The organism is Pandoraea sp. LA3 (genome assembly GCF_022696215.1).
Taxonomy (GTDB): Bacteria; Pseudomonadota; Gammaproteobacteria; order Burkholderiales; family Burkholderiaceae; genus Pandoraea; species Pandoraea capi.
Genome location: NZ_PTPY01000041.1, coordinates 115,454 through 127,898 on the forward strand (window position 1 = coordinate 115,454; position 12,445 = coordinate 127,898).

The following is a 12,445-nucleotide window of genomic DNA, read 5'->3' on the forward strand; positions in this document are numbered from 1 at the left end:
GGTTGCCTCTCAGGCGTTGGTTGGTGCCGACTCGGACAGCGGCGGCAACGGTTGCGCGTTGCCCGTCCGGTTGATCAGGGCGATGGCGACACCGCAGACAAGCACCGCGCCGATCGCAGCAAGCAGCGCGACCGGACCGCCACGCAATGCCGTTACGACGTTCTGCTGGGCGGCCATCGCGACCACGACGGGGATGTACATTGCGCCCCAGAAGGACACGCCGGCTTCGGTCGCCGCCGGCATCAGGCCACGCCGGTGCAGATAAAGGCGGGCGCAAATCAACAGCAGCATGGCAATGCCGACGCCGCCAACGTTGGCCTTAACGCCAATGGCCTGACCAAGCAGATCGCCGAGGAAGATGCCCGCGAGATGGCAGATCGCGAGCAGGGTCGTACCGTAAATAATCACTTGCTGTCTCCTGGAGGATGTAACGCCAACCCGGCTTTTCTGGTGTTATGGCAAGTGCCGGGTTGTCGGGGGGCTGCTACCAAATCAACTTCATTCTTTCGCGCACGGCCGAGGAGGCTTGTCGCGATGGCGCGCCAAGCCGGCCGGCAAGACCGCGTGACGGATCCGCCTGAATATCCGCCAGCGTCTGTATCAGCACATCGCGGACTTCGCAGACATCGTGAGGGGTGGGGTGTTGTGCGGAGCTGACCTTCAGCAGACGCCACAAGAGGCCCAGCGACGCGAAGCTGGAGATGTCGTATGCCATCGGGGGAATCGTTTGCGCGAGCGCTTCAAGCTCACCCACCGAGCGCTGGGTAATGCGGGCGGCGGCGTGCTTTCCCATGGCGTGGATCATCACGCCCGGGTCATCGAGCGCTATCAGACGGTTGGCCTGATATCCGTGCGCGAGGAACGCGCCGGACATTGCCCGTCCGACGATGAGCGCGATCACCGGATGCCCGGCCAGACGCGCAGCGGCATAGGCATCGGCAGCAGCGGCCAACGCGAGGTGGATGCCGAAGGCTTCTTCGCGCCGCCCGTAAGCCTGACTGGCGACATCCACGACCGCGACGATGGCGCACTTGCGAGTGCTGTTCCGGTCGCGCGCCATGGCGTCGCGCACGGCGCGGGCCAGTTGCCAGCCCTCGATCAGACCGACTTCGCCATGCCGCACACGCGGGAACCGGTTGTTTGCGTCGGGTACCACGGCGATGAAGCGCGCCGGAGAATCGCCTAGCGACGCGTCCACCACCCGCAACGTGTTGCCGTAATCGCCGGTTTCGATGCAAGGTACCGCCTCGGATGTCAGTGCGCGCATCCAGACGGCGCCGCGTGGGGATCGTTCGGAATTGCTCATGAGAGGTCTCCTGCTCGTGCGCTGGCATAGAGCGCGCGCACGTCTTCCGGGGAAGGCTGATGGGTGACGTCCATCTGCATCAACCGGTCGAGGTAATACCCGATCCGTTCGCTGCGCGTGGACTTGGGGACACCATCGCGCAGCCATGTCAGCACCTGCGTGCGGATGATCGCGATATCGTCGTCGACGCAGGCATCGACCAGGCCCGTCGCCATGCGCTGTTCTCCACCAGTCAGACTCCAGATGAAGGGGCGGTCGCGCGAGTCGTACTCCTCGACACCCGCTTCCTGCTCGATCACGGACGGACCGTTGAGCCCGAGCCGTGCTTCACGTGTGACAAGGAGATAGCTGCACATGCCGGCGGCAATGCTCATGCCGCCGAAGCAGCCGACCACGCCCGCCGAGATGCCGATGACGGGGCCGAACGTTCTGAGCTCGTGGATCGCGGCGTGAATTTCTGCGATGGCGGCGAGCCCGAGATTGGCTTCCTGAAGCCGCACGCCACCCGTCTCGAAGACGATGACGGCGCGCGTCGGAATCCCGTTGCGGTTGTCCTCGATGGCGCACTCGAGCGCGCCTGCGATTTTCGCACCGGAGACTTCGCCCATGCTGCCGCCCTGAAAGGCGCCTTCGATAGCAAGGACCACGGCCGGTTGCGAGTCGAGCGTACCGCGCGCGACGACCACACCGTCGTCTGCCTGCGTGACGATGCCCTGACGCGGCAGCCATGGAGAGGACAAACGCTCGAACGGATCGAGCAGTTCGCGGAATGTGCCGGCATCGAGCAAGGCGATAGCGCGGCGGCGTGCGTCGCGCTCGATGAAGCTGTCTCGTTGTATCGGAGTTTTCGTCATCTCGTTGGCCTTTATTGCAGAGATTCGAGCGCTTCGCGCGCCTGTTCGAGGCGAAGGCGAACAACGGCCGGGGTCGCGCCGAAATCGTTGATTTCGATGTTGAGCGCCGGCCACGTGTGTGAGGCAAAGATGCGATCGAGCTGTGCCTGCCAGATGCCGGACATGCCATTGAGCGATGTGGTGAGTTCGACGTGGATGCTGCCCGACGTTCCCGGGGTCAGCAGAACTTCCAGGTCGCCCGAGCCGACGACCCCCACACACGTGCGGCCCGCGCTGGGTGCGCCGCCGGAGAAATGAAATTGAAGTCGTTCCATGGACGTCTTTCCGAAAGACTTAAGAGCGGTGATTGGGACGAAGGCGTGCGCTGCGCGACAACCGGTCGAGGAAAAGAGCCGCCGCGAGCATGTCGGCCGCACCACCGGGCGAGATATGGCGGGCGAGCATGTCGGACTCGAACTGTCGGAACCGGCGTCGACCTTGCGGCGTCGATAGCCCGCCGCTTGCGCGCACGGCGCTCGCGCCGCTTTGCACAGCATGCAGGCCGTCGGGGCCGCCTCGCGCGAGTACACAGGTGTCGTCAAGCGTCGCCATCACGGCGAGCAGGGCGTCGACACGGGCGTGGTCCTCGCGCACCCCTGCCGCACGAGCTCGCCTGAGTGCGGGGAGTGCGACTTTCGTGACGTGAGGAAAGCCGGCCCATGCTTGTCCCCGTGCCCCACCGACGCCATAGTCGAGACAGGCGCGTTCCCCTTTGTGGCCGGTGGCGCAGGGCGCGAAGCGATCGGGCAGGCGGGCAAGTGCTGAGGCGCGACGTGCGACGGCCGTCGCTCCCAGCGTGTTGGGCGCCTGTGCGGCAGCGGTGATCAGCAGACCCAGCGCCCAGATCGCACCGCGATGGGTGTTGACGCCGCCGCTCGCCGCGAGCATGGCCTTTTCTCCGAGGCGCCCGAGACGGCCGATTTGCTCGCGCAGGCGCATGGGGTCGCCGATCAGCACGCCTGCCCTGGCCATCGCCTCGAAGGTCGGGCGAAGCACGTTGGCGGAGCGCACCATCAACGCCCAGGTGAGATCGTGATGCGAACCGCTTCCCCGCACGTCGACCAGCCCCGGCTTGGGGGACAGGGTCACTTCGTCGATCAATGCGAATTCGACGAGCGTGGCGAGTCTCGTCGCGAGTTCGATGGGCTGCGACGGCGACTCGATCTGTCGAATCAGGGCCTTGTCCATTACCAGCTCCGGAAGCGCGCAGGCGGGTCGTAGAGGCCGCCCGACCATTCGACCAGTTCGCCGATGCTCTTGGCCGCCAGCAACTCGCGACTGGCGTCCGTTGGGCGAATGCCGAGGTCTTCCGGCAGCGCAATGAGTCCGTCGCGACGCATCGCGGCGGTGTCGGCCGGATCGTGTTTCAGCCCGATGGCGGTGACACCGGCCACGGCCGAGATCATCGCGCGCCGCTCTTCCAGCGAGCGCGCCTTGTAGAGGTAGGCGATGCCGTCTTCGGTGAGCAGATGGGTGACGTCGTCGCCGTAGATCATGACCGGGGCGAGTGGCATGCCGCTTTGCTTCGCCACGGAAACGGCGTCCAGCGTCTCCACGAACGTCGGCTTTCCGCCCTCCTGGAACGTCTCGACCATCTGCACCACGAGCTTCCTGCCGCGTTCCAGCAGGGTGTCTGGCTGCGTCATGTCGAGCCAGGCAGGGGTGGGGTGACGCCGTCCACGCGGATCGTGTCCCATGTTCGGCGCACCGCCGAAGCCGGCGAGCCGCCCGCGCGTCACGGTGGACGAATGGCCGTCGCCGTCGATTTGCAGTGTGGCGCCGATGAAGAGATCGACCGCGTACTGACCGGCGAGTTGGCAGAGCATCCGGTTGGAGCGTAGCGAGCCGTCGTGGCCAGTGAAGAAAACGTCCGGACGTGCGGCGACATAGCGCTCCATGCCAAGCTCCGTGCCGAAGCAATGCACGCTTTCGACCCAGCCCGATTCGATCGCGGGGATCAGCGTCGGGTGCGGATTCAGCGTCCAGTTCCGGCAGATTTTGCCTTTCAGCCCGAGGCGCTCGCCGTACGTCGGCAGAATCAGTTCGATGGCGGCTGTATTGAAGCCGATGCCGTGGTTGAGGGACTGCACGTTGTGCCGCTCATAAATGCCGCGAATGGCCATCATCGCCATTAGCACATGCACGGATTTGATCAGCCGGGGATCGCGGGTGAACAGCGGCTCGATGAAAAACGGCTTGTCCGCTACGACAACGAAGTCCACCCACGAAGCGGGGATATCGACGCGCGGCAGTTCGGCAACGTCGTCGACGATTTCGTTGACCTGCACGATGACGATGCCATCCGAGAACGCCGCAGGTTCGACCAGCGCGGGCGTGTCTTCCGTGCTCGGGCCGGTGTAGATGTTTCCGTCGCGGTCGGCCTTGAACCCGGCGACCAGCGCAACGTTCGGGATCAGATCGACCACGAGTCGCGCGTACAGCTCGATGTAGGTGTGGATGGCGCCGACTTCCAGCTGACCGTCGGCAAGCAACTGACTGATGCGCAGGCTCTGCGGCCCCGCGAAGGAGAAGTCCAGCTTCCTGGCGATGCCGGCCTCAAAGAGGTCGAGGTGTTCGGCCCGGCCGACGCTGGGCATGATCATATGCAGATCGTGCACCGCGTCGGGATTGACCTGAGCCAACGAGCGCGAGAGGAAGTCCGCCTGCTTCTGGTTGTTGCCTTCGAGCACGACGCGATCGCCCGGGGTGATCAGCACCTCCAGCGCCGCAACGATGTCGCTCGTGTCAATGACCTTGCCGTTGGCGATCCTGCGGGCCGCAGCGAGGCGGCGCTCCTTCTCGTCGCGTCGGCGACGCCACTTGGCCGGGATTGCGGGGATCTCTTGCATGTCGTGGGTTCCAGCGGTTCGAGTCGTCAGTAACGTCAAACATATTCGGCAAAACCCTTCATTTCAATCAACCTAGGTGTCGGTTTATTAGCTTTAGGTTAATAATTGGCGTCAGCGGCCCCGGGATCGGAGGCTGCATCGAATCCGAGCGAGGTACCGGCATGGCAATCGACGACGGCATTACCCTGAAGAAGCTGGAAGTCTTTCAGGCGTTCATGGCCCTGGGCAACATGGCGCAGGTATCGGACGTGCTCGGGCAGAGTACGGTGAGCGTGCACCGGGCGCTCCATTCGCTCGAGACGGGGCTTCGCTGTCCGCTGTTCAAGAAGGATGGCCGGAAGTTGATCCCGCTCGCAACCGCGTACGTGTTCTCGGAGCACGCGGCGCGAATACTCAGCGAGTGCGAGACCGGGGTGCAGCGAACGCGGGAGGCGGCCGGATTCACGTCCACGCGACTCAAGATCGGGGGGCTCTACTCGATGACCGTGGGAACGATTCCGCGATTGCTGGTGGGACTGAAAACGCGCAGGCCTGCGCTGGATATCGACCTGACCCTCGGCTCGAACCGCGACCTGCTGTCCAAACTGGATGACGGCTTGCTGGACGCCATCGTGATTGCGCTTGGCGCACCGCCGAAAAACCCCGCGATGATGGTCGTGCCGATGTTCGAGGACGATATCCTGTTCGCCGCGCCGCTGGGTTCGCCCTATGCGAAAGAGGCGGCAATCGACCTCAAGGTCGTACGTCATGAAAAGTTCGTATCGCTGGGCGACGAATTCGCGACGTATCACGACTTCAAATCGGCCTTCGACCTCGCAGGATTCGATCCCGATATCGCGATGCAGGTGGGCGACATCTTTTCACTGATCAATCTCGTGAGCGGCGGCATCGGCTACGCGCTACTGCCCCGACGCGTCGCAGATTTCAGCCCGAAGGTGCAGTTAATTCCGCTCATCGGGCGATACGCGCGAAGCCAGAATATCGTGCTGGTGCTGCCTCGGAATCGCGAACGCGATCCCAACCTGCTCGCCCTGAGTGCGGAGTGCCGCATGCTCAGACGGTAGTCTGCCGACAAACGTTGCCCTCAGCAGGCCGGTGGACGTTTCTCGACCCATCCGGTGACGGCGTCATAGGCGTGGGCGATCTTGAGTACCTCGATGTCTGCGTGCGGCCGTCCGATGATTTGCATGCCCATCGGCAGGCCATGCGGGCCGAAGCCCACCGGCACATTGACGGCAGGCAAACCGGCCATCGTGGGACCAATCACGACTTCCATCCAGCGGTGATACGTGTCCATGGTCCGGTCGCCGATGACTCTCGGCCAATGCTGATCGGCATCGAAAGGAAAGACTTGCGCCGAAGGCAGCACCAGAAAGTCGTAGGTGTCGAACAGTGCCATCACCGCGCGATACCAACGGCTTCGTATGGCCGAGGCCTGATAGATGTCCAGCGCGGACAATTGCAATCCGCGCTTGATCTCCCAGATGATTTCCGGCTTCATCGTCGCCCGTCTTTCCGGCTCCTCATAGTCGGCATATCGCGCGCTGGCCACCGACCATTGACGAAGCGTCAGCCAGCCATGCCATAGCTCGGCCATGGAGAAGTCAGGGTGCGTGGCATCGACCCGGCACCCCAGCGCTTCGAGCTGTCTTAGCGCGGTCTCGCACAGACGGAGGATGTCGGGATCGATCGCCAGGTAGTCGCGGTAGTTGCCGAGCCATCCGATGCGAATGTCGCCGCCATTCAGGCTCAGATCGTCGCCAAAGGCAGGCAGATCGCGCGAGAGCGGCACGCTCGCGTGGTAGCCGGCCTGCGTGCGCAACAACGCCAGCATGTCGGGCACGTTGCGCCCCATCGGGCCGTCGGTTGCCAACTGCTGGAGATAGAGTTCGGGGGAGCCGATCGGCACCACGCCGAAGCTTGGCCGGAATCCGAAGACATTGTTGAATGCTGCCGGGTTGCGCAGCGATCCCATCATGTCGCTGCCGTCTGCGACCGCCTGCATCCGCGTGGCTAATGCGACGGCCGCGCCGCCACTACTGCCACCGGCTGTGCGTGTCTCGTCGTATGCGCACTTGGTCGAGCCGAACACCGGGTTGTAGGTCTGGGAGCCCGCGCCGAATTCCGGCACATTCGTCTTGCCGATGATGATGGCGCCGGCCTGCTTCATACGAGCGACGGCAATGCCGTCGCTGGTCGGGAGAAAGTCGCGAAACAATGGCGATCCCATGGTGCTGGGAATGCCGACTGTGGCCGAAAGATCTTTGATGGCCTGCGGAAAGCCGTGCATCCAGCCAACGGTTTCGCCGCTGGCGAGCTGTTCGTCGCAGCGCAACGCCTGTGCCATCAACTGCGCTTCCGGTTGCAGCGACACGATGGCATTGACCTTCGGATTGATGCGCCCGATCTGGTCGAGATAGGCCGTCATGACCTCACGGCACGACACGTCTCGTGCGTGAATGGCCGCCGACAGTTCGAGAGCACTGAACTGAACCAGATCCGATGAGCGATGTGAGGCTTTTTTCATTTCGATACGGCGTGACGATTGGTTTGCGACTCGGTGTGCTCATTGGCGGCGCTCAAGCGGTGTGCGTCGCGCTTGCGTCCCTTCATGAAGGCGCATCCCAGCAGCCCGATCGGTGCGCAGACCATCAGATAGAAGGCCGGGGCGAACGATGAGCCGGTGGCTTGCGTCAGCCAGACCAGCGTGAACGGTGCAAATCCGCCGAAGACCATGACCGCGAGGTTGTAGCCGATAGTCATGCCGGTAGATCGGACGCGAACGGGCAATTGCTCGGCCATGGCGGGCGCGAGTACGCCGCAGACGATTGCGTGGAACGTGCACAGAACGATCTGCATGACGAGCAGTCGTGCGGTACTGGGGCTTTCGCCGAGCCATTGCATCATGGGATAGATGCTCAGAAGCAGGCCGCCATAGGCAAAAGTCAGGAAGGCGCGCTTGCTGACCTTGTCGGAGAACCAGCCGATGGTCGGTGTCAGGATAACCAGCCAGAGCACCGCAATCATCTGAATGGTGAAGCTTTGATCCGCAGGAATGCCGAACTGTTTGCTCACGTAGCCCGGCATGTTGACCAACACGACGTAGAAGACGGCAGTGCCTGGCACGTTAAGCAGGAAGCTGACGAGGATGCCGCGATAGTTGCTTTTCAGCGACTCGGTGAATGCCTGCGTCGGGGCCTGCTGTTCAGCTTCGAGAAAGACGGGCGTTTCCTCAAGATGCCGTCGCATCCATATTGCGACGGGGGCAATGGCAAGGCCGGCAAGAAAGGCTACGCGCCAGCCCCAACTCTCCAGACTCTCGGGTGTGAGACTTCGATTCAGCAGCGCGGCCATCGAAGAGCCAACGAGGACTGCGAGAAACTGTCCGAAGAACTGCCACGATGCATAAAAACCCTTCTTGCCGGGCGGGGCCAGCTCAGTCAGAAACGACGTTGCACTTGCGAATTCCCCCCCCGTGGCGGCGCCTTGCAGCAGCCGCGCAATCAGGATGATGACCGGGGCGCCGATGCCGATCGCCGCATAGGGCGGCGCGAACGTGATCATGAGAATGGCCGCGCTCATCAGGTACATGATCATTTGCAGCGCGGGCTTACGGCCGCGCTTGTCGGCATAAATGCCCAGCAATATGCCGCCGACCGGTCGCATGACGAAACCTGCGCCGAATACGGCAGTGGTCAGCAACAACGACACATAGCGATTTCCGTCCGAAGGAAAAAAGACGGTCGCGATGACCTGCGCCATGAAGCCGTAGATGATGAAGTCGTACCATTCGAGGGCGTTGCCGATGAGCGCGGCAACGACGTTCCTTTGGATGGCAGGGGAGGGGGCGCTTGTCGCGCCGTGGATTTCAGGGGCGTTCAATGGAAGTCTCCGGTTGCCGTGCTCCGCACCTTTTCGTCGTGTCGGGCGCGTACGAGAAGCGGCGGGCGGCTTATTCATTTTTTGGGCATGCGTCGGCCCGGCCCTGCCGGGCCGGACCTGTGCGTTTCGGCGCGTCGGACTGTGTCAGACGGTGATGGGCTCAAGTCGGGCGAGCAGTTCGTCCTTGCGATTCACGAGCCAGGGCGGAAGCTGGAATTCTTCGCCGAGATGATCGGGCGCTTCGTCGATGGCGAAGCCGATGTCTGTCGTGGCGGCCTCGAACATCACCCCGCCAGGCATCTTGAAATACATTGAACGGAAGTAGTTTCGATTCACCGATTCCGATGTGTCGATGTAGCCGAGCGCCATGAGTTTCTCTTTCAGCGCCATCTGGTCGTCCATGTTGTCGACCGCGAAGGCGACATGGTGAACGGTGCCCTCACCGTAGACGGTCGAGCCTTGCAGGCGGTCGGGCTCGTGCAGGAATTCGACCACCGTGCCGGGACCGCCCGTGTGGGTCTCGAAGCGGAAGTACGGGCCGGACTGTGCCGCCAGACGGAAGCCGATGGCGTCGCTCATGAAACGCACCGACTCTTCCACCTCCCGCAACGACAGCGTGATGCTGTGTACGCCACGAATGGCATACCTCGTTGGAATGTCATTGGCGACGCAGGGCTGGCGCGTGTCGAGGTCCGTCTCGACCAGATCGAATTCGATGCCGCACGGGTGTTGGAAACGCTGTCGGCGCTCGCCAAAGCGCTCGGTCATCTCAGCGGCGAAGGCGATGCCTTTGGCCGTGAAGCGCTCACGCCAGAATTCGAGGGAATTCGACGGCACCGAGTAATTGATGAACCTGACCTGACCCGACCCAGGGCGTGCCATCACGCCGCGCTGGCGGAACGGAAACGACGTCACCAAAGTCCCCGGTTCTCCGTTCGCGTTGCCGTAGTAGAGGTGGTAAATGGGGTCTTCGCCGTCGAGCAACACCGTCTTTTTGACGAGGGTTTGCCCGAGCAACTTGACGTAAAAATCCACGTCTTCCTGCGCGTGCCGCACGCCGGCCGTCAGGTGGTGGAATCCCTTGATGATTGACATTGTCTGCTCCGATGTATCGATATGAAGAGGTGGCGCATGGCGTCCCTGCCGATAAGCTAAATCTCCGGAATTTGCTTGAGAAGGCGTCAAAACCTGCACGGAAGGTTCGCAAAATCCGAACGATTGAATGAGGCGTAGGCGAGCGTTGCTGCGATGACGTAAGATCGTGCTGCCGAGACGCCCCTGGTGTCGGCTCTGCCCGGACGACGAATTCTCAACATCTCTTTCCATGCTCGACCTGAAGGACGTTTATTACTTTGTGCAGGTAGTCGACCGGGGTGGATTCACTTCGGCTGGTGAGGTACTGCGTCTGCCGAAATCGACGCTCAGTCATCGACTCAAAGCGTTGGAGGCGTCGCTGGGCGTTCGTCTGATCAATCGCACATCCCGGCAATTCGCGATGACTGAGGTCGGGGCGGAGTTTTACCAGTACGCCACGGCACTGCTGCGCAGCGCCGAAGTGGCCGAGGAGGCGATGCGTGAGCGTCTGACGGAGCCGAGCGGTGTCGTTCGCATGACGACGGCGGCCGAGATTGCGCAGTTCCTGCTACGTGACGTGCTGCCGGATTTTCTGGCAAAGCATCCCAAGGTCAAGATCGTCGAGACGTCCACCGACAGGCTGGTCGATATCGTGGGTGAAGGTTTTGATCTTGCAATCCGGGGCCATAGCTCGCAGTTGCAGGATTCCAATCTCGTTCAACTCCCGCTTGCGCGTGCGCCCTGGTACTTGTTTGCGGGCGCCAGATATCTGACCGAGAATCCACCGCCAGAGGTGCCGCAGGATCTGTCCCGGCACGCGATCGTCGCGCTATCAGGCAAGGGCGTGGAGCAGTGGCAACTGGCGGGTCCCGACGACCTCGTTGCGGTCGTGCCGATCGAACCCAGATTTCAGAGCAACAACCTGATCTCGTTGAAAGAGGCCGCGTGTGCGAATCTGGGTATCGCGGCATTGCCCGGCTACATCTGCCAGTCGGAATTGACGGCGGGAACGTTGCGCAGAGTCCTTCCCGGCTGGATGGCGGCGGATGCCAGGATCACAGCGCTGGTCCCGTATCGAACGGGACTCATGCCGGCCGTGCGCGCGCTGCTCGACTATCTCGCGATTGCATTGCCTTCGCTGACGGCGTTCGAAAGCGGCGAGACCGATCAGGCGGAACGTTAACCACTCGTGCGCTATCTCGCGTTGTCGTTCCGATTGTTTGCCAAGGAGTCTGTATGAAAAGGCTGCCCGATCTGGAGGCCTGGGCGATTTTCGCCAAGGTAGCGGAATCCGGTTCCTTTGCGCGAGCTGCCAGCGATCTTTCGCTTTCCCAGGCCACGGTATCGAAGGCGATATCGCGTCTGGAGGCCCGCATGAAAACAGTGTTGTTCCATCGTACGTCGCGGCGTATCTCGCTGACCGAGAGCGGTGCGTCTGCGTTGGAAAGCGCGACACGAATTCTTGAGGAAGCCGAAGCGTTGGAAGCAGCCGTCGCGGAAAACTCGACCAGCTTGCAGGGGTTGATCCGCGTGGCCGCACCGATGTCATTTGGGATCTCTCGCCTGGCGCCGATGCTCCCCGAATTCCTGGAGATGCATCCCGACGTCACCCTCGATGTCCAGTTCAATGATGAAAAGGTCGATCTGATCGGGGGCCGTTTCGATCTGGCGCTTCGCATCTCGAGCATGGAGAACTCCAGCTTGCTGGCGAGGCGGATATGCCAGGTGCGCGTGCTCCTGGTGGGGGCGCCGAAGTATTTCGAACATCACGGCCGTCCCGAACATCCGCGCGATCTGGCCGATCACCGCGCATTGCAGTACAGCAACTCGCACAGCGGCGAAAGCTGGCGCTTTCACCATGCCGTGCACGGAGAGTACTCGCAGATCGTGCGAGCTCAACTGCACGCCAACAATGCCGACGCCTTGTCGCCAGCGCTACTGGCAGGGCAAGGACTTGCGTTGCAGGCGGAGTTCCTGGTGTGGCGGGAGTTGCAGACAGGCGAGCTCGAAGTGGCGATGGAAGACTGGCAGGTCGAGCCTATTGCGCTGCATATCGTGACGCCACCCGGGCGCAGGCGACCAGCTCGGGTTCAGGCGCTCATCAACTATCTGGTCGAGCGCATGACCGATGCGCCATGGGCACACGGTCAGTGACAGATATCACCGGGATGGCGAAAACCTCCCGGTGTCGTACGCCGGCATCCATGCCTTCCCTATCCGTCGGAAGCCACCGACGCGACCATGCTGCCAAAAGAGGGGCCTGGCTCTCCAGGCGAGTGTCGTGCGCCTAGCTCGAACCATCTCCCCTCGCACTATTTAAGATGCAAAAAAAGGAAACCATGAGTTTCCACAATTTCCATTTTAAACATATAGGACTCTCCCTAGAATGAGTCCTGTCAAAGTTCAGCGCTGTCTTTTCACGGATCCGGTGGACTTTCGAT

Annotated in this window: 12 protein-coding genes; 3 read left to right on the forward strand and 9 right to left on the reverse strand. The window is 62.2% G+C overall.

Going from position 1 to position 12,445, the window contains the following annotated elements; translation table 11 throughout:
* Nucleotides 1-9: 9 nt before the first annotated feature.
* The 6 genes from madL to mdcA all read right to left on the reverse strand — a co-directional run bounded on the left by madL (nt 10) and on the right by mdcA (nt 5,048).
* Nucleotides 10-408, reverse strand: coding sequence for a malonate transporter subunit MadL (madL, locus tag C5N93_RS27035; RefSeq protein ID WP_242561691.1), 399 nt, complete (start codon nt 406-408; stop codon nt 10-12).
* Nucleotides 409-484: 76 nt separating this feature from the next.
* On the reverse strand, nt 485-1,306 hold the full coding sequence (gene mdcE / locus C5N93_RS27040) for a biotin-independent malonate decarboxylase subunit gamma (protein ID WP_242561692.1): 822 nt from the start codon (nt 1,304-1,306) through the stop codon (nt 485-487).
* Nucleotides 1,303-2,160 (reverse strand): biotin-independent malonate decarboxylase subunit beta, encoded by an 858-nt coding sequence (locus tag C5N93_RS27045; RefSeq protein ID WP_242561693.1) that lies wholly within the window; start codon nt 2,158-2,160, stop codon nt 1,303-1,305. Before C5N93_RS27045 ends, mdcE begins: the two co-directional genes overlap by 4 nt.
* An 11-nt stretch (nt 2,161-2,171) precedes the next feature.
* Nucleotides 2,172-2,474, reverse strand: coding sequence for a malonate decarboxylase subunit delta (locus C5N93_RS27050; RefSeq protein ID WP_069342565.1), 303 nt, complete (start codon nt 2,472-2,474; stop codon nt 2,172-2,174).
* 19 nt (nt 2,475-2,493) lie between these two features.
* Complete coding sequence (locus C5N93_RS27055) at nt 2,494-3,387, reverse strand: triphosphoribosyl-dephospho-CoA synthase (RefSeq protein WP_242561694.1); 894 nt, start codon at nt 3,385-3,387, stop codon at nt 2,494-2,496.
* Complete coding sequence (gene mdcA, locus C5N93_RS27060; protein ID WP_242561695.1) at nt 3,387-5,048, reverse strand: malonate decarboxylase subunit alpha; 1,662 nt, start codon at nt 5,046-5,048, stop codon at nt 3,387-3,389. Before mdcA ends, C5N93_RS27055 begins: the two co-directional genes overlap by 1 nt.
* A 161-nt stretch (nt 5,049-5,209) precedes the next feature.
* Here mdcA and C5N93_RS27065 point away from each other — a divergent pair, with 161 nt between their 5' ends.
* Complete coding sequence (locus C5N93_RS27065; protein WP_242561696.1) at nt 5,210-6,112, forward strand: LysR family transcriptional regulator; 903 nt, start codon at nt 5,210-5,212, stop codon at nt 6,110-6,112.
* 20 nt (nt 6,113-6,132) lie between these two features.
* Here the strand turns inward: C5N93_RS27065 and C5N93_RS27070 are convergent, their stop codons facing one another.
* The 3 genes from C5N93_RS27070 to C5N93_RS27080 all read right to left on the reverse strand — a co-directional run bounded on the left by C5N93_RS27070 (nt 6,133) and on the right by C5N93_RS27080 (nt 10,025).
* Nucleotides 6,133-7,575 carry an amidase gene (locus C5N93_RS27070; protein ID WP_242561697.1) on the reverse strand — a complete coding sequence of 481 codons (1,443 nt, stop codon included), beginning with the start codon at nt 7,573-7,575 and terminating at the stop codon, nt 6,133-6,135.
* Nucleotides 7,572-8,930, reverse strand: a complete 1,359-nt coding sequence (locus C5N93_RS27075) for an MFS transporter (RefSeq protein WP_242561698.1) — start codon at nt 8,928-8,930, stop codon at nt 7,572-7,574. The genes C5N93_RS27070 and C5N93_RS27075 overlap by 4 nt, the downstream gene beginning before the upstream one ends.
* Nucleotides 8,931-9,074: 144 nt before the next feature.
* Nucleotides 9,075-10,025 carry a ring-cleaving dioxygenase gene (locus C5N93_RS27080; protein ID WP_242561699.1) on the reverse strand — a complete coding sequence of 317 codons (951 nt, stop codon included), beginning with the start codon at nt 10,023-10,025 and terminating at the stop codon, nt 9,075-9,077.
* A gap of 229 nt (nt 10,026-10,254) precedes the next feature.
* On the opposite strand from C5N93_RS27080, the gene C5N93_RS27085 reads away from it, so the two are divergent.
* Nucleotides 10,255-11,187, forward strand: coding sequence for a LysR substrate-binding domain-containing protein (locus tag C5N93_RS27085; RefSeq protein ID WP_242561700.1), 933 nt, complete (start codon nt 10,255-10,257; stop codon nt 11,185-11,187).
* A gap of 53 nt (nt 11,188-11,240) precedes the next feature.
* Complete coding sequence (locus C5N93_RS27090) at nt 11,241-12,158, forward strand: LysR family transcriptional regulator (protein ID WP_069342558.1); 918 nt, start codon at nt 11,241-11,243, stop codon at nt 12,156-12,158.
* Nucleotides 12,159-12,445 lie beyond the last annotated feature (287 nt).